This is a genomic window from Oligoflexia bacterium, from assembly GCA_034439615.1.
GTDB lineage: Bacteria > Bdellovibrionota > Bdellovibrionia > JABDDW01 > JABDDW01 > JAWXAT01.
The window spans coordinates 15767-33440 of sequence record JAWXAT010000014.1 but is presented as its reverse complement, the minus strand read 5'-3'; the positions used below and the strand labels follow the sequence as shown (position 1 = coordinate 33440).

The following is a 17674-nucleotide window of genomic DNA, read 5'->3' as shown; positions in this document are numbered from 1 at the left end:
CTAGTGACTCCATTTTTTTAAGAGCTTATCGCAAACTAAATTATAACTCTCTTCGACTTTCCCAAGATCCCGCCGAAAACGATCTTTATCTAATTTTTCTTGGGTTTTTAGATCCCACAATCGACATGAATCAGGACTTATTTCATCAGCAAGTAAAATTCGACCTTCGTTGTTACGACCAAATTCTAATTTAAAATCGATGAGTTCGATTCCAATCTCTGAAAACATGTTCAAAAGATGGATATTAATCTCTAATGCTCGATCTCTTAATATTTTGATTTCTGGAAGTGTTGAGAGCTTAAGCGCCAAAATATGATCTTCTGTAACAATGGGGTCAGCAAGCTCATCTTTTTTATAATAAAATTCTACAAAAGGCCCATCCAGGCGTGTGCCTTCAGGCACTCCGAGTCTTGTACTAAAAGACCCCGCGGCTCGATTACGCACTACAACTTCAAGTGGAATCATCGTCAATTTTTCAACAACCATGTTTTTAGCATCAATGTTGCTTATGAAATGTGTAGGTATTCCATACGATGCCAGGTGTTTAAAAATGCAGGTAGTGATTTTTAAGTTTACCTCACCTTTACCTTGAAATGACCCTTTTTTCTGTGCATTAAAAGCTGTGAGACTATCTTTAAATTCTTGAATGAGTGTTGAAGGCGTTGTTGTAGAAAATATTTTTTTCGCCTTTCCTTCATAAAGGAGATCTCTTTTTTCCACGGTCATTTGAGTACCCTTTCAATAACTTTGTGAATAGATTTGCGATGTGTAACGCCTGAAAAAATTCGAGCTAATTCTTTTTTTGATAAAAGTTTTTTTGACTCAGCATCTTTAAGTAAAGAAGTTTCCAAATCTAAACCCTGAGTAAGTTGATGAGAATGTCTTTGTACAAGTGCGTAAGCATCTTCTCTACTCATACCCTTTTTAATAAGTTCCAATAAAATATGTGAACTAAAAACTTGCCCATGAGTAAGATCAAGATTTTCTTTCATGCGCTTTTTATTCACGCTCAAATTCTTTACCACCTGAATCATTCGATCTGTTGCGTAATGCGCAAGAATAAAAGCATCAGGGAATATCACCCGCTCTACTGATGAATGACTTATATCTCTCTCATGCCAAAGTGCTACGTTTTCAATTGCGGCGACCAAATACCCTCTCAATAGTCTAGCAAGGCCTGTAATATTCTCTGAAGCAATAGGGTTTCTTTTATGCGGCATCGCACTTGAACCTTTTTGTCCTTTTTGAAATCCCTCTTCAAGCTCACCGACTTCTGTTCGTTGAAGATGCCTAACCTCAATAGCCAATCTTTCAAATCCCGCACCTAAAAGCGCTAAACTTGAGAAAACCTCAGCATGACGATCTCGCGGTATTACTTGAGTTGCCACATCTTCTGTGGGTAATTTTAATTTTTTAGCAACGAGTTGTTCAACTTCAATTCCAAGGGATGAATATGTACCTACAGCGCCGCTGAGTTTAACCACCGAGGCTTGGGTGCAAGCAGCGCTCACTCGTTTTTTATTTCTTTTAAGTTCGGCTAAAAAACCTGCAAATTTTAACCCCAATGTAGTAGGTTCAGCATGCATTCCGTGTGTGCGCCCAACACAAAGTGTGTCTTTATGTTTTTTGATAAAACTTTTAAGGACTTCTTCAAGTACATCTAGTTTTTCAAGTAAAACATTTTTTGATTCTTCTATTTGTAATGATACAGCCGTGTCTAAAACATCAGATGAAGTTAAACCAAAATGAATATAACGACCTTCAGGACCAGCTTTTTCAGCCATGCTTGTTACAAAAGCGATAACGTCATGTTTTGTTGTCTTCTCAATTTCTAAAATGCGCTCAACATTTATCTTATTAAGACCATTAATAACACGCGCTGCTTTCTCAGGAATAATTTTCAACTGAGCTTGCGCACGTGCAACTGCTTTTTCAACATCTAAGAGACGCTCAAATCTGTTTTGAATTGTCCAGATTTTGCCCATTTCGGGGAGCGTATAGCGCTCGATCACGTTTTGACTCCTTTTGTTTCACTTCACTTAATTGAGTAAGTAATCGCATTTCAGTAGCTAGGCGCGATAAAAGTTCTAAACCTCGATCATACACAGGCCCACCTAACCAAACATTCTTAAGTCGTGTAGTATGTTTTGCAAACGCGCATGATTCATCAAACACCACCGCTAAATCATCATGACTGAGATCTTGGGTTTGAAAATATTCTTCAAATGGCAAAACAGCTGAAAGTTGTTTTGAAAACCATGGAAATAAACTTTCTAAATGTTTTTGAATTTCACATAAAAGATTCTTTAAATAACTGCGACGCATAATTTCACTATTAGGAATACAAACCCATACAGTTAAATAATCACCATCATTAGTAACACGCCATTTTAAAAGACCCATATTAGCTTCTTTAAGGGGCATGTTTGGGTCAATGACATAACTTGAAAATGCAAGGAGCCCCTCGGGTTTTGAGTGAGGCTTCATAAAAAAACCACAACGTGCCCAGACAAATTTGTCATCCCCTGCTTTAAGCTGAGATTTTATATTCTTTGAAAAGTTATCTAATTTTTGACTTATAGTTTGATGAGAAGCACTTAAAATTAGATACCGACAGGGCATGTAACCCTCAGCCCCTTGAATTTCAACTCCGGTAATTGATCTGCCTTCAACACCTACGTCGACGATTTTAGCATTACGCATAACAGTGACACCCTTACGTTCAGCCCATGTCATTGCGCGTTCAGTAATGGCTGTTAGACTGTCTTGTAATAGCCAAAATCCAAGATTGGGATTTAAAATATCTCCGCCCCATTTAGTAATCCAATCAAATGTACCAACAGTACGTGGACGCCTCAGACTCCCCAACCATTCTAAAACCCAGCGTTTTCCTAGTGGAAATTTAAATACTTTATGAACATATGCAAATATTAGTTGTGAACCTTTCACACTCTCCATTTTTTGAGCTGAATCAACATTAAGAAGAAATTCTTCAAGTTCAAGAGCTGTGTCTTTAAAAAATTTCTTAAAACAACGTTTCTGAGCGCCCCCTGTAAATTCAAAAGGACCAAGAGGTGTTATAATTTGAACGGCTATGTTTTGAAGTTCTGGTTTAATAACGTCATTAATAAATTCTTGTGTGGCCTTCACAAGTTTTGAATTTTGGTGTGCAGGCCCAACTTGCCATGCCCAATCGTCAAATACAAAACCACCCTCGCGTTTGTTACTTGGGGTCCTATGAAGTTGGATCCAAGTAACCGACCAACCAATCTTAACCAGTTCACTCGCAAGCCACAATCCTCGAAAGCCTGAGCCGCAAATTACGACATCAGTTGTTTTTGCCATAGGATCCTTTGCAGAGCATTTCTTAATGCTCGCTGTTCATTGATGTGCAACAACAGCTGACTTAGTTTTTCATCGCGATGAATTGGAATATCAAAATCTTTTTGTAATATTATTTCACCAGAATCAACATCTGGCGCAACGTGATGTATACTCACGCCTCCAACAAGATCACTTGAAGCTAATGTTTCTTCAAATGCACTCATGCCTTTGTATTTAGGTAATAATGAAGGGTGAATATTAAAAATGCGGTCTTGATATTTATTAATAAAATTTTCAGAAATAATACGCATAAAGCCTGCTAGAAATATTTTCTGGGCTTTGTATGCATCTAATTTAGATGAGATCCATTTTTCTGCTTCAAGTTTTTGTGTACTTAAACGAAGTTCACGAGGAATTATCTCAACAGGCACACCCATACGTCTCGCACGTAAAATTCCGTAGGCTGAAGGCTTAGAGGCAATAACGACGGCAACATCAAGCATATCCATACAATCAAGAATTGATTGCAGTGTGCTTCCATTACCAGAAATTAAAACTCCGATACGCTGACGCCCAAAAGAAATTTCTTTTAAGCTCATATCAACACCTCGGGCTCAGCTTTCAAGTGTTTCACAATTGAGCCAATATTCCATGCACTCCAGCCAAGTTTTTCAGATTCTTCAATCACAGTTTTTGCATCTTGCGTTGAAACAAAAATCACATACCCAATACCGCAGTTAAGAGTTTCAAGCATTTGTTTAGCACTTAAACCACTTCGCCTTTGAACTTCAGCAAAAGTATCTGGCCATGGCCAACGTTGAGTTTTAAGTGCTGTGAATTCTTGCATGACTCTAGGTACATTTCCTAAAACACCGCCTCCTGTAATGTGAGCCATTGCTTTGATTTTTATTTTTTCTTTTAATGTTTTAACAAGACCAACATATATTCTTGTAGGAGTCATAAGTACGTTTGCATGTTCTTTAAAATCTTTTTCATAAAGTTTTCGCAATAATGAAAACCCATTAGAATGAAAACCACTTGAAGAAATTCCGATAGCTACATCACCGATATTTAAATTTTTTCCATCGATAACTTTATCTTCGTCAACAACTCCTACTGAAAAACCCGCACAGTCATAATCATCTTTTGCATATACACCGGGCATTTCTGCAGTTTCACCGCCAACGAGTGTGCAGTCACTTTGTTTTAAGCCCTCCATAATACCTTTTAGAAGTGCTTGAGCTTGGCTTAATTGAAGTTTTCCTGAAGCATAATAATCGAGAAAAAAAAGCGGATCTGCACCACAGGTGATCATGTCATTGACACACATAGCTACAAGATCAATGCCTGTGGGTTCGATACAATTAAGCTCAACTGCTAATTTGACCTTGGTGCCAACGCCATCAGTACATGAAACGAGTAATGGATTTTTATATTTTGTGAGATCAAGTTTGAAGAGCGCTGAGAAGCCACCAATTCCACCGCGAATGTTTTTATAAGCACCCGTTGGAGGCTGAGCTTTGATCCAATCCACAAGCTTGTCACCGGCTTCAACGTCAACTCCACTTGACTTGTAGTCAATGACAGTTCCCACAGCCTTAACAATCTCCATTTAAAAAGAAATAGCTCATGAAATAGATGTTATTTAAGTAACATTCAATTCTTGCGATTCCAACTATTTAAGAGATTTCTTTGAACATTTATGAGAAGTAAAAGTGACTTAGAAATTGTGAGGGGCCGACAATGAGTAAAACAGCTTTAATTGCAGGATCCACGGGCCTTGTAGGCCAAAATTGCCTCAATCTTCTTTTAAAATCTGAATATTACGACAGAGTAATTGCTGTTACGCGCAAAGATCTTTCATTCAAACACCCAAAACTTAAAGTCATAAAAACGAGCTTCGATAACTTAGAGATTCTCTCAGGCATTAGTGCCGACGATGTTTTCTCATGCCTTGGCACCACTATTAAAAAAGCAGGGAGTAAAGTGGAGTTCTATAAAATCGACTTTAGTTATAATTTGAAACTTGCTGAAATCATGCTCAAAAATGGCGCAAAACAATTTCTCATAGTTTCATCCCTAGGTGCTAATGCAGTTTCACCTGTTTTTTATTCACGCGTTAAAGGAGATCTTGAACTAGCCCTTGGTAAACTCGCTTATGAATGTATTCATATTTTTAGACCCTCATTACTTTTAGGAGACCGAGAAGATTTGAGATTGGGAGAAAAGGCCGCCATCAAATCTTTAAAATTTTTAGGTCCGTTTTTTAAAGGCCCCCTTAAAAAATGGAGCCCCATTGAAGGTGAAAAAGTCGCAAAGGCAATGATTACAGCCGCCCAAAAACCAGTTTTGGGCTTACAAGTTTATGAAAACCAAGAGTTAGCGTCATTTTTGTGAAACGTATGAGTCAAGGCTTCTATTAGATGCCTAACTTCATAGGGTATGAAGTGCATATGATTCAAATCAAGTTTTGCTACTCATTATAGTGGTTTACTGGCTATTTATTTTCTGAAGGTTTTTTCAATTTCACTTTTTTAGTTTTCTTATCATGGCTTACCTTTTGCCTCGTAGACTCTTTAATATCCTTGTCTATTTGTTTAGTAGCTTCGGTATTGTCCTTTTTGGTATCAACAAGAACCTCATCATTATCGGCATATGCCAGACCTGCCACCATTAAAACCATAATTAGACCACAAAGAGTTATCTTCAACATTTGATCCTCCTACCATTTTCAGACTATGAAAATGGTAATACCACTTATGCCAATCGATCAAGAATCAAATAGTATCTGACCGATGTTTGTTTCGAAATACAAAGCGAAATGAGTACCACAAGATTACACCTATAGAGTTAGGCATCTAATAGATGCCCAACTCTATAGGGTGATGAATTCTGACTTAAGAAAATGAAGTACATTATGATTCAAATCAAGTTTTGCCAACTTCCACATAACCGGAGACCACAGCCGGAGACCCACTGTGAAGCTACAAAAATCGTCTCTTTGTCGAATTGATAGATACCCCTAGCATTTCTTAATCACTGTTATTTCAATCACTTAAGCCATTTTCCAAAAGGACTACTTCTTGCTCAATTAAGACTACATGACTACTTTAGCGATTCTCATTTCACCTCTGCTCATGGTTAGTTGCGAAGACTCACGCGCTGGCGCTTTTGCATCAATGATATGGGCATGTCTGGTTTTCTGGATCTAATCAATATTTCAAGCTAAGCTCAAAAACATGAGCACAACAACAGAGAAAATTCTCATCATCAGACTCTCAAGTATTGGAGACATCATTCAATGCTCAGCAATACCAAGACATTTGCGCAAAAAATTTCCCCGCGCTGAGATTCATTGGCTCGTCAGATCTGATAATCGTGAACTCGTAGCTTACAACCCTTATGTTTCACGCGTAATTTCATTTGAGCGTGCTCTTGGTTTTAAAGGTTGGCTTGCGCAGTCAAAAATACTTGCAGATGCTGGCTACACACATGTCTATGATGCACATAATAATTTAAGATCTCATATATTAAGTTTTTATTTGAGGCCGAAGTTTTTTTTAAGGCGATCTAAAAGTCGTATTAAAAGATTTTTACTCTTTGTTTTTAAAATAAATCTTTTTGGTAAGCGCTATCGTGCCGTTGATAGTTACCTGTCACCACTTGCACGGTGGGGTATTATGATTGACGATAAAGGCCCTGAACTTCATCTTGCCCCAGGGATTCTCACAAAAGTAAAACAGCAAATTGCATGGGAAGGAAAACCCTGGATCGCCATCGCCCCAGCAACAGCTTGGGCAAAAAAAACGTGGCCTTTAGATTATTGGAAAGTAGTCGTTACGAAGATTTTAAAACTTACTGATTACAATGTTCTTATATTAGGTGGCCCAAAAGACGGGTTTTGCAAAGACCTTATCATTAATCAACAACGGGTATTATCACTTCAAGGTAAACTCACTTTACTTGAAAGTGCCGCTGCCGTTTCACTTTGTCACACACTAGTCGCCGCTGACACAGGAATTTTGCATATGGCCGAATGTCTTCAAAAAAATGTTGTCGGCATTTTAGGCCCCACCCCCTTTGGCCACCCTTATCGAAAAACAAGTAAAGCACTTCAGACACAACTTTGGTGTCAACCCTGTTCAAAAGATGGGTCTGGCCCCTGCGTTAACCCCACATATCAAAAATGCATGAAACTTATCACACCTGAAATGGTGTTAGAGGAACTTAAAACCATTTTGGAAACCTCATGATTCAAACGATCTACACATTTATACTTTATCCTTTGGTCTATTTCTTATTCTGGCTCCTAAGCTTTAAGAATGAAAAAGTAAAATTGGGTTTAAAAATTAGAAAACATAAAAGCTGGATCCAACCTCGCGATGAAACAACATCGTGGATATGGTTTCACGTCGCCAGTGGAGAGCTCGAATACGCAAAGCCTGTTCTTAGAGAACTTAAAAAAATAAGTACTCATAAGATTTTAGTAACTTATTTTTCTCCATCAGTGATGAAAGCTTTAGAAAAAACTCCTGAGATAGATTTATTTGTACCCATGCCATGGGATACACCATGGCACTGGAATGAGTTTTTAAATCACTATCAACCAAAAGTTTTAGCAATCGCACGTACAGACACTTGGCCCAATATGATTTGGCAGACAAAAAAGAAAAATATTCCCAGCATCTTGTTTTCCGCAACATTGCCAAGTCATAGTGGTCGTGCTGCAAGTTTTTGGGGGCGCTTACTCTATGGTCGCATCGTTGAAGATTTAACTTATGTTTCATGTGTAGCTGAAGAAGATAAAAGTAATTTTCTTCGCCTTGATCCAGATATAAAAATTTCAATTGATGGCGACACCCGTTTTGATCAAGTTCTTTTTCGACTTCAAGAAAATCGACCGATAAAAAATTTATCATCAACACAAACTCCAAACACTCCGATTTTCGTAGCTGGAAGTACATGGCCCCAAGATGAAAAAATTCTTATTCCCGCACTCATTAAACCTGTCACCTTAGGCTTAAAAGTTTTAATAGCACCCCATGAGCCCACACAACAACATCTCAAAGATCTTGAAATTCAGCTCACAAAATTAGGATTTGAATTTGTATATTACTCAAAACTTAACGATACTCTTGAAAAGGCAGACAGCAAAACTTTAGCGAGCTCACCAGTTATTTTAGTTGATGTCGTGGGAGTTTTAGCTGATTTGTACAAAATAGCTCAGATTTCATTCGTAGGTGGTAGTTTTAAAAAGTCTGTACATAGTGTGATGGAGCCCGCAGCTTGCGGTAATCTTATTATTATTGGCCCCTACCACCACAACAATCGCGAAGCATTGTCTTTAAAAACAAAAGGCTTTGCCCGCGTCGTGGATGATTCATTTGAATTAGAATCAATCTTGATGAATGAAACAAAATTAAATTCAAATGAAGTAGAAAAAAGAAAATCAGAGATCACTGATTTTATCAAATCACAAACCGGGGTGAGTAAAAAAATCGCCACCTGGATCAATTCTCACTAGAATCAATTAAAATTTACTTAAAACATTATTTTTGTTTTTTAACAGGGCATGGCTCAGACTTAACTGAGGGATGATTAAAATCTGTGTTTCCTTTGTTTCTCTCACGAACATGGCATTTCCAGTTTCTTACAGAAAAATTAAGTGCTTCCCAAGCTCGCTCTTCACCATAGTTCCACAACTTTGTCACTCGCGCATCGTATTCTTCAAATGTTTTAGCCATACGAAGATTTACTTTCCATGTAAGCCAATTAATCGCAGGCCCAAATTCTTCTTTAGCGAGTGTTGTATTTGTGTCGGTAATATCGATCCAATAAGCAGCATCTTTTGCGTTAACTTCTTTAAGGCGTTTATTACTATCGTAGCGAAACACACTTTTCATAGCTTTTTGAAACATTTTAGGAAACGGCCTCTTGTAAGTCATGATGACTTCATCAGCAACATACTCACCTACTTCAATTGCATAAAGATCTGTCGCACCCGTTACATAAAATGTGCCATCGATATTTTGAAGGCTTGTTCCATAAAAATCAGAAATAGATGCACGCGACGCTTGCACAAGTGTTTTATCAATGATTGTTTTAGTTTCTTTTCTAACAGTACTTTCGGGGTAAGCAACAGGTGATTCAAAACCCTCAAGCAACGTTGCCGTCATCGGGTCAGTAAAAAATGTCTGTGTTACTAGTTTTCTCCCGCGCCTAAGCTCACCAACATGATCAGGCCCAAATTCTGGATCTAATTCCCCAGCAATAATAATAATCGGAATCCCTTGTGGGTTAAATGGAATGTTAAGTTTGGGCATTATTTTAGGATCAATGGGAATATTCACCATGTAGTCTTCAAAGATAGGTGGAATTTTTTCTTTTACACCAGATTTAGCAGCACCTAAAACTCTAAAAAAACTTTTTATTAAATAGCGAAACCCATTATTTTCTAATTTCACATCACGAAATGATTCATAATAGTCTTCAACCAAAAATTTCCTGCGATCTTCAACATTAGGAAATGCATTGGTTATGGCTGCGGCAACAGAACCGCCGCAAGTAGCAACAATGACGTCTGGTGGATTTGGACTTTTTAAGGCACCTTCGATGATGCCAAGAAAAATGGCTGTTTGAAATCCACCGCCTGCTACAACAAGTGCTCTTTTGTATTTCTTTTTTACAGGAGTGTTTACATCATATGCAGTGTCTGCATGAACCGTTTGTAGTGATTGTGCTAGTGAGAGCGAAATAAGGAGTACTAGAAAACTTAAAATCGTTTTTGGCTTCATCAATCACCTCTTTGCAGATTCTCCTCGCAAAGTATGTGCCATGTTTAAAACGAATAACCAATATTTCCGATAATATCAGCTTCTATAATTAATGGATTTGAAACAAGGAGCACACCAAATCTAAGATCCGGCATAAAATAGAATTTTCCAAATAACGGAAAATTCGCACCAATCGCAGCGTAGACATACGTAAATGTTGGAAGATCTTTATTCTCAAGTGGGCCTTCAGGAAACCCACCAAACTTAAGTGTCCCCGCAGTAGCTTTATCTACCTGTGCCCCGCCACCAAACCACCAGCTTCCGTTACGATTTGGATAAAATTTTAATAAAGCTCCAAAAACCAGAAATGTTTCTTTTAAAAATGTGTCGGTGGCGACATTTGGAATTGTCGTAAGTGAATAAGAAGCGGTACCGGTAACAGATACTTTTTTGTACTGAAAATAGCCACTTACACTAAATCTCTCTGAAAATGGATAATCTACAAAAGCACCAAAAAGGGTACTAAACCCGCTTAAGGCACTTATACTTGCAGTGGCACTTGCGGTATCAGTGTAAGTTCTAGCCCCTTGATATTGATAATTTCCTCCACCCGTAAGACCAAGTACAACGTGTCCAGCGAGTCCTTTGAGTTTTGATTTTGGCTGATTCTTTTGGGGTTTTGTTTTTGCTCCGCCACGGGTGAGCTCACTATTTTTAATATAGCCAACGCGCTTTTGCCCACCATCTTGGATCAACACTTTTTTGTAGTTAGGAACTGATTTTTTACTCAAAGGGACTGAATCGCCTTTAAATAGAGTAAAAATAACATCTGATTCTTCATCAGGCGCACCATAAACTTTTACTTGCTCTACGTTGATCTCTAAAGAATCAGCATGCCCAAAAGAGGGCCAAAGAAGTGCTCCAAAGAGGAATACAATGGTTAAGAGAACTCTTGTAAGATGATTCAAACCAACACTGCCATGTGCCATGCCTGATTGTAGAGTTTTTAAATTATGAAAATCAATCTAAACAATAGGATTTCTTGACTTTTTGACACCCCAAGACTATTTAAGAAGTCATTTTGCGATGATATTGGAGAACGTTATATTCATGAGTGCTGCCAAAGATTTAAAGCTAAAATTTCATGAAATCCCTCAAGGGGGTCTAGACTTTGATTTTTCCCAAAAAACAGGAGAACTCAACACTACTCTTTTTGATCTTTTAGGTGATTACCCAGTTTATCAGGCTAATATTCATATCTCACCTGCAGATAGTTTAGTTCAAGTGCGTGGTAAACTAACAGGTGAACTTCGGCACATATGCTCAAGGTGTGCTGAGGATTTTAGTTCTCAGTTTTCAAAAAATTTCGTCACAAACTATTATAAATCAGAAGACAATATCAGCGGCCTAACTGATTCTATTGATGATCTTGATGGTTCTTTTGATTTAGAATTTCTTGAAGGTAATGAAATCAACCTTGCAGAAGCCGTACATGAACAGGTAGCGTTGGAAATACCTTTTCAACCTCTATGTACTGAAGAATGCAAAGGACTATGTCTAAAATGCGGTTCGAATTTAAATCTTGCACAATGTTTATGTAAACATGAAGAAGTTGATCAAAAAGTTTCACCTTTCGCTAAGTTGAAAGAATTAAAAGGAGAATAAAATGGGAGTTCCCGCAGATAAAACAACAAAGTCAAAGCGCAACAAAAGAAGAAGTCATCATGCTTTGACAAGACCCAGTACCAGCACCTGTAAACAATGCGGTGAGCTTAAAGTTCCCCATCGCGTATGCACATGCGGTTATTACAATGGCAAAGAAGTTATTGCTCCAAGGATGAATTCCTAACGAAAAGTGAAAATCTCATTGGACGCCTTCGGCGGCGATTTAGCCCCCGAAGTAAACATTCGCGGTGCCCTTGATTTTGTTAACGAGTCCCAAGCTCATGTGATCCTCACAGGTGATGAAGGAAAATTAAAATCCTTACTTGGCGCTGGACACCCTCGTATTTCCATCGTTCACGCTCCAGAACTTATCGACATGGCTGAAAAAGCTTCTGCCCAGTTACGAAATAAAAAAAATACAAGCATGTATAAATGCGTAGACCTTGTAGTTCAAGGCGAAGCGAATGCCAGTTTATCTGCTGGTTCATCAGCAGCCTTTATGGCTCTAAGTTTATTACTCCTAAAAAGACTTAAAGACGTAGAACGCCCTGCACTTGTGACACCTGTTCCAACTTTAAAACCATTTCCAACTTATTGTTTAGATATGGGTGCCAACGTTGATTGCAAGGCAACTCATTTAGTTGATTTTGCACTCATGGGGCATGCCTATGGTCAAGTCATGCGTGGAATTAAAAAACCTCGCATTGGCCTGATTAGTAACGGTGAAGAAGAAAGTAAAGGCAACGAACTCACACGAGAAACACATTCATTATTAAAACAAATCCCATCTATCAATTACGCAGGTTATTGCGAGGGTCGCGATATTTTTACTGGCGAATATGATGTAATCATCTGTGACGGGTTTGTAGGGAATGTTATTTTAAAAACTGCAGAAGGTTTAGGAGAAGCCATCATGGAACTCCTTAAACAAAGTTTCTCTTCAAGTATCTCAGGAAAACTTGGTTATTTACTCGCAAAAAGTTCACTTAGACCGCTTAAAAAGAAATTAGATTATGCTGAGTATGGCGCAGCACCCCTCTTAGGAATTGGGGGCTTAAGTTTAATATGTCATGGACGCTCATCAACCTTAGCTATTAAAAATGCTCTCCATATGGCTGAAAAAACAGCAAAAGAAGGCCTCGTTGATCGCTTGCGTGAAGCTTTAGATTTAAGTGTAATAAAACCTGTTAGCACTCAAAGTGCTGAGGTAACTACACCATGAATTTCAATACACAAATAAAAGGAACAGGTCGCTATCTTCCTGAAAAAATACTTTCCAATCAAGATCTTGAAAAATTAGTTGAAACCGATGACCAATGGATCGTTGAACGCACAGGAATTAGAGAACGACGAATTGCCTCACCTGTACATGCAACTAGTGACTTAGGCTTAATCGCTGCCCAAGAAGCCATTGGTGCCTCAGGCCTTAAACCAACAGATATTGAATTAATATTATTTGCAACATGTACTGGCGATTATTCACTTCCTAATACTGCATCACTGCTTCAAGCAAAACTTGGTGCAGGAACTTGTGGAGCCTTAGATCTTAACGCTGCTTGCTCTGGATTTCTTTTCGCCTGTAGCGTTGCCAATCAATATATTCGCACAGGAATGTTTAAAAATATATTAGTTGTTGGAGCTGAAACTCTTTCACGTATTGTGAATTATAAAGATCGTGACACTTGCATACTTTTTGGTGATGGCGCAGGAGCCGTTGTTTTAGGACGCGCTGATGAAAATAGTGCGAGTGCAATTTTAGGTGAGAGTCTATTTGCAGACGGAAATTTAGCAGAACTTCTCATGCTTCCTGGCGGTGGTTCAAAAATGCCCATCACTAAAGAAGTTTTAGAGAGTGGTGCTCATCACATGATTATGAAGGGTCGTGATATTTTTAAAAATGCGACTCGAACAATGTCTCGTTGTTCAACTGAAGTTTTACTCGCAAATAAAATGACAATTAATGATATTCAGTGGGTAATCCCCCATCAAGCTAATCAACGCATCATTGAAGCCATTGCAAAACAACTTGATATCTCCATGGATAAAATCATTATGAATTTAGAAAAAACAGGAAACACTTCATCAGCCTCTGTACCCATTGCACTTGATGAAGCCGTAAGAGCAGGTAAAGTTAAACGAGGTGATCTCATTCTCATCACTGTATTTGGTGCGGGCCTGACATCAGGCGCACTTTTATTGAGGTATTAAGATGAGTGAATCATGGGCAGCGGTATTTCCAGGTCAAGGCAGTCAACATACGGGCATGGGAAAAGATTTTTTTGAAAATTTTAATATCGCAAAACAAACTTATGAAGAAGCATCTGATAGTTTAAAACTTGATCTGAAAAGACTTTGTTTTGAAGGTTCAGATCAAGATCTAAAACTTACAGCTAACACTCAACCCGCCCTTCTTGTTACAAGCATTGCAGCATGGAGAGTGTTTACTTCAGAATGTGAATTCAGACCTACAGTAACATTGGGGCATAGCTTAGGTGAATACTCAGCCCTTGTTGCAAGTGAAGCCATGACATTAAATGAAGCCATAGTAACAGTACGCATTCGTGGTCAAGCCATGCAAGATGCCGTACCTGTTGGTACTGGGGCTATGATGGCCGTTTTAGGTTTAGATGACGCCTCAGTAATTAAAGCGTGTAGCGATATGCAAAATAAAGCTGCAACCGATGGTGGTTTAAAAAACTGTGTTTTAGAAGCAGCAAATTTTAATAGCCCAGGCCAAGTAGTGGTCAGTGGCCATCAAAAAGCTTTAGACTACATGAAAGAACATCTTATTGCTTCAGACTATGGTGCGAGCCGAGCAAAAATGATCCCACTTTCTGTGAGTGCTCCTTTTCATTGCTCACTCATGAAGCCAGCAGCTGAAAGATTAAAATCACAACTTGAAAAAGTTCAGTGGCAAAAACAAATGAAGTTTGCAGTAATTCATAATGTGAATGCTGAAAAAAATCACGATGGCACATTAGCCAAAACTCTTTTATTTGAACAAATGACTAAACCCGTCTTATGGACAAGTTCTGTGCGACACACAGGAGTAAATAAATATCTAGAATTTGGCGCAGGTCGTGTACTTGCAGGGCTTATCAAAAAAACAGATTTAACGGCTCATACTTTTAATATCGACACTGTTGAAAATTTAAAAAACACGATGCAACATCTTGAAGACGGAGCTTGATCAATGGCTTTTAATTACAAAGATAAAGTTGTTGTCGTAACAGGAGGAAGTCGTGGCATTGGCCGTGGAATCGCTCTTGCCTATGCCCATGTTGGCGCAAAAGTAGCTATCACCTATCAATCAAATGATGAAGCAGCTCAAAAAACACTTTCAGAGTTGCAAGGCGAAGGGCACAAACTTTATAAATTCAACGTCTCTGACCCCCAAGCTGTAGATACTTATTTTGGGCAAATTCAAGAAGACCTTGGTGGTCTTCACGTTTTGATCAACAACGCTGGAATTGCTAAAGATCAACTCCTCTTAAGACTTAAACCTGAAGATTGGAATGCAGTTATAGAGACCAATCTTAGAAGTGTTTATGCCTGCACAAAAGCAGCAGTAAAAATAATGCTGCGAGCCAAAGAAGGTTCGGTTGTTAACATCACAAGTGTCATCGGACAAACTGGCAATGCTGGTCAAAGTAATTATGCTGCTAGTAAAGCTGGCATCATTGGTTTTACCAAATCCATTGCGGCAGAAGTCGCCAGTCGTCAAATACGCTTAAACTGCATTGCGCCTGGATTTATTGGGTCAGATATGACAGAGTCATTGACCGACGCGCAAAAGAAAAGCATCTTAGAACGCGTACCACTTGGATCCATGGGAGAAGCAGCTGATATCGCACACGCTTGCTTGTTTTTAACTTCTCCCTACGCTCGTTACATCACGGGTCACACACTTGATGTCAACGGCGGCTTAAATATGATTTGAAAATTTTAAATTGGGAATTGCACGCTTATTAAAGAGGAGGAACACATGAACGTAGAATCAAAAGTAAAAAATATTATCGTGGAACAGCTTGGTGTTGAAGCTGAAAAAGTAAAAGCCGAATCATCATTCATTGATGACTTAGGGGCTGATAGCTTAGACATCGTAGAATTAGTAATGGCTATGGAAGAAGAATTTGATCTTGAAATTCCCGATGAAGCGGCAGAAAAACTCCGCACAGTTGGTGATGTTACAAAATATCTTCAATCCAAAGGAAAAGCCTAAAATTTTAAATGAAATCAGGTAAACGCCGTGTTGTCGTCACCGGAGTGGGAGTTGTTTCACCTCTGGGGATGACGTCACAAGAAACTTGGAAGAATATCTTAGAAGGCAAATCGGGCATTTCAAAAATCACCCGCTTTGATGCGTCTACCTATGACTCGCAAATTGCGGGTGAAGTAAAAAACTTCCAGCCAGATCTATGGGTTCATAAAAAAGAACAAAAAAAAATGGATCTATTCATTCAATACGCCATGGCTGCAGGCAAAATGGCACTCGATGATTCAGGCTTCACCATCACTGATGAAAATGCCGACAGAGTTGGCACTATTGTATCAGCTGGTATGGGTGGACTTCCTGGTATTGAAGTTCAACACAATATCTTAAGAGATCGCGGTGCTAATCGTGTTTCTCCATTTTTTATTCCCATGGTGATTCCAAATCTTGCAGCTGGCCAATTAGCAATTACTTACGGTGCACGTGGCCCCAATATTTGCATTACAACTGCTTGCAGCACTGGTGCTCACTCAATTGGCGAAGCCATGAGATATATACGCGATGGAATTTGTGATGTGGCATTAGCCGGAGGAGCAGAATCAACAATTTGCCCCTTAGCAATCGCAGGTTTTTCTTCTATGCGAGCCCTTTCAACACGTAACGATGATCCCACAAAAGCTTCAAGGCCATGGGATAACGCTCGCGATGGGTTTGTACTCGCCGAAGGCTCAGGCATTATGGTTGTTGAAGATCTCGAACATGCACTCAAACGTGGTGCTCGCATTTATTGCGAAGTTGTTGGCTACGGTCTAAATTGCGATGCGTATCATATGACGAGTCCATCAGAAGGCGGACTTGGCGCAGCAAAATGCATGGAAATGGCTCTTAAAGATGCCGAGCTTAACCCCAGTGACATTGATTACATCAATGCCCACGGTACAAGCACAGGCCCAGGGGATATTGCAGAAACTCAAGCAGTTAAAAGAGCTTTTGGAGAACATGCTAAAAAAGTATGGGTGAGCTCTACAAAAAGTATGACAGGTCATTTACTCGGTGCAGCTGGAAGCTTAGAGGCAGTGTTTGCCGTTTTAGCACTGCGTGACAACGTTGTTCCTCCCACAATAAATCTTGATAACCCAAGTCCTGAGTGCGATCTTGATTACGTTCCAAACACGGCGAGAGAAAAAAGACTCACCGCTGTTTTATCTAATAGCTTCGGCTTTGGTGGAACAAATGCTTCACTGATCTTTAAACGCGGACCTTAAATGACAAAAGTTCTCATCGCTGCAGACCACGGGGGAATTTCCCTTAAAAAACAATTAATCTCAGAGCTATCGCATCTAAATTTTGAATTTATTGATCTAGGTACACATGATGAAAAATCCGTAGATTATCCTGATTACGCCAAAAAATTATGCCAAGAAGTAATAAATAAAAAAGCAGATTATGGAATTTTAATTTGTGGCAGCGGTCAAGGAATGGCCATGAGTGCAAATCGGCATAAAAATATTAGGGCTGCATTATGTTGGGATATACCTTCCGCTAAATTATCAAGAGAACATAATAATGCCAATGTACTTTGCTTGGGAGCTCGTTTGATTCCATTTGGATTAGCAATCGAAATTGCTCGTACCTGGCTTTCAACACCTTTTGCAGGTGGACGTCATAAATTGCGCACAGAAAAAATGGAGTGCTAAAA

At 38.9% G+C, this 17674-nt stretch carries 20 protein-coding genes; 12 read left to right on the top strand and 8 right to left on the bottom strand.

From position 1 onward, the window contains the following. From purC to purM, 5 genes are read right to left on the bottom strand one after another with little or no spacing between them, the layout of a single operon-like run. On the bottom strand, positions 1-726 hold the full coding sequence (gene purC, locus SGI74_03980; protein MDZ4676648.1) for a phosphoribosylaminoimidazolesuccinocarboxamide synthase: 726 nt from the start codon (positions 724-726) through the stop codon (positions 1-3). Next, a complete protein-coding gene (purB, locus tag SGI74_03975) occupies positions 723-2012 on the bottom strand; it encodes an adenylosuccinate lyase (GenBank protein MDZ4676647.1) in 1290 nt (429 codons plus the stop codon). Before purB ends, purC begins: the two co-directional genes overlap by 4 nt. Next, positions 1951-3345, bottom strand: coding sequence for a hypothetical protein (locus SGI74_03970; protein ID MDZ4676646.1), 1395 nt, complete (start codon positions 3343-3345; stop codon positions 1951-1953). Before SGI74_03970 ends, purB begins: the two co-directional genes overlap by 62 nt. Continuing rightward, on the bottom strand, positions 3321-3923 hold the full coding sequence (locus SGI74_03965) for a formyltransferase family protein (protein MDZ4676645.1): 603 nt from the start codon (positions 3921-3923) through the stop codon (positions 3321-3323). Before SGI74_03965 ends, SGI74_03970 begins: the two co-directional genes overlap by 25 nt. Beyond that, positions 3920-4936, bottom strand: coding sequence for a phosphoribosylformylglycinamidine cyclo-ligase (gene purM / locus SGI74_03960; protein MDZ4676644.1), 1017 nt, complete (start codon positions 4934-4936; stop codon positions 3920-3922). Before purM ends, SGI74_03965 begins: the two co-directional genes overlap by 4 nt. 131 nt (positions 4937-5067) lie before the next feature. Between purM and SGI74_03955 the strand changes: the two genes are divergently transcribed. Next, positions 5068-5721 carry an NAD-dependent epimerase/dehydratase family protein gene (locus SGI74_03955; protein MDZ4676643.1) on the top strand — a complete coding sequence of 218 codons (654 nt, stop codon included), beginning with the start codon at positions 5068-5070 and terminating at the stop codon, positions 5719-5721. Between the two features lie 100 nt (positions 5722-5821). On the opposite strand, the gene SGI74_03950 is transcribed toward SGI74_03955, so the two are convergent. Then, complete coding sequence (locus SGI74_03950; GenBank protein MDZ4676642.1) at positions 5822-6037, bottom strand: hypothetical protein; 216 nt, start codon at positions 6035-6037, stop codon at positions 5822-5824. Between the two features lie 526 nt (positions 6038-6563). On the opposite strand from SGI74_03950, the gene SGI74_03945 reads away from it, so the two are divergent. Together SGI74_03945 and SGI74_03940 are read left to right on the top strand one after the other, a co-directional pair. Further along, complete coding sequence (locus tag SGI74_03945; GenBank protein MDZ4676641.1) at positions 6564-7577, top strand: glycosyltransferase family 9 protein; 1014 nt, start codon at positions 6564-6566, stop codon at positions 7575-7577. Further along, on the top strand, positions 7574-8848 hold the full coding sequence (locus SGI74_03940) for a glycosyltransferase N-terminal domain-containing protein (protein MDZ4676640.1): 1275 nt from the start codon (positions 7574-7576) through the stop codon (positions 8846-8848). Before SGI74_03945 ends, SGI74_03940 begins: the two co-directional genes overlap by 4 nt. 25 nt (positions 8849-8873) lie before the next feature. On the opposite strand, the gene SGI74_03935 is transcribed toward SGI74_03940, so the two are convergent. Then, the gene (locus tag SGI74_03935; GenBank protein ID MDZ4676639.1) at positions 8874-10118 is read right to left on the bottom strand and encodes a hypothetical protein; all 1245 of its coding nucleotides are present in this window, start codon (positions 10116-10118) and stop codon (positions 8874-8876) included. A gap of 44 nt (positions 10119-10162) precedes the next feature. Next, the gene (locus SGI74_03930) at positions 10163-11086 is read right to left on the bottom strand and encodes a hypothetical protein (GenBank protein MDZ4676638.1); all 924 of its coding nucleotides are present in this window, start codon (positions 11084-11086) and stop codon (positions 10163-10165) included. Positions 11087-11207: 121 nt separating this feature from the next. On the opposite strand from SGI74_03930, the gene SGI74_03925 reads away from it, so the two are divergent. From SGI74_03925 to rpiB, 9 genes are read left to right on the top strand one after another with little or no spacing between them, the layout of a single operon-like run. Continuing rightward, on the top strand, positions 11208-11762 hold the full coding sequence (locus tag SGI74_03925) for a DUF177 domain-containing protein (GenBank protein MDZ4676637.1): 555 nt from the start codon (positions 11208-11210) through the stop codon (positions 11760-11762). Between the two features lies 1 nt (position 11763). After that, positions 11764-11946 carry a 50S ribosomal protein L32 gene (rpmF, locus tag SGI74_03920; GenBank protein ID MDZ4676636.1) on the top strand — a complete coding sequence of 61 codons (183 nt, stop codon included), beginning with the start codon at positions 11764-11766 and terminating at the stop codon, positions 11944-11946. A gap of 6 nt (positions 11947-11952) precedes the next feature. After that, the gene (gene plsX, locus SGI74_03915) at positions 11953-12984 is read left to right on the top strand and encodes a phosphate acyltransferase PlsX (protein ID MDZ4676635.1); all 1032 of its coding nucleotides are present in this window, start codon (positions 11953-11955) and stop codon (positions 12982-12984) included. Next, positions 12981-13970 (top strand): beta-ketoacyl-ACP synthase III, encoded by a 990-nt coding sequence (locus tag SGI74_03910; protein ID MDZ4676634.1) that lies wholly within the window; start codon positions 12981-12983, stop codon positions 13968-13970. The genes plsX and SGI74_03910 overlap by 4 nt, the downstream gene beginning before the upstream one ends. A gap of 1 nt (position 13971) precedes the next feature. Then, positions 13972-14952 carry an ACP S-malonyltransferase gene (gene fabD, locus SGI74_03905; protein ID MDZ4676633.1) on the top strand — a complete coding sequence of 327 codons (981 nt, stop codon included), beginning with the start codon at positions 13972-13974 and terminating at the stop codon, positions 14950-14952. Between the two features lie 3 nt (positions 14953-14955). Beyond that, positions 14956-15702 (top strand): 3-oxoacyl-[acyl-carrier-protein] reductase, encoded by a 747-nt coding sequence (gene fabG / locus SGI74_03900; GenBank protein MDZ4676632.1) that lies wholly within the window; start codon positions 14956-14958, stop codon positions 15700-15702. A gap of 45 nt (positions 15703-15747) precedes the next feature. Continuing rightward, positions 15748-15984: an acyl carrier protein gene (locus SGI74_03895; GenBank protein MDZ4676631.1), complete on the top strand. Its 237-nt coding sequence runs from the start codon at positions 15748-15750 to the stop codon at positions 15982-15984. Positions 15985-15992: 8 nt separating this feature from the next. Continuing rightward, complete coding sequence (fabF, locus tag SGI74_03890) at positions 15993-17240, top strand: beta-ketoacyl-ACP synthase II (protein MDZ4676630.1); 1248 nt, start codon at positions 15993-15995, stop codon at positions 17238-17240. Then, the gene (gene rpiB / locus SGI74_03885) at positions 17241-17672 is read left to right on the top strand and encodes a ribose 5-phosphate isomerase B (protein ID MDZ4676629.1); all 432 of its coding nucleotides are present in this window, start codon (positions 17241-17243) and stop codon (positions 17670-17672) included. The last annotated feature ends 2 nt before the right edge of the window (positions 17673-17674 follow it).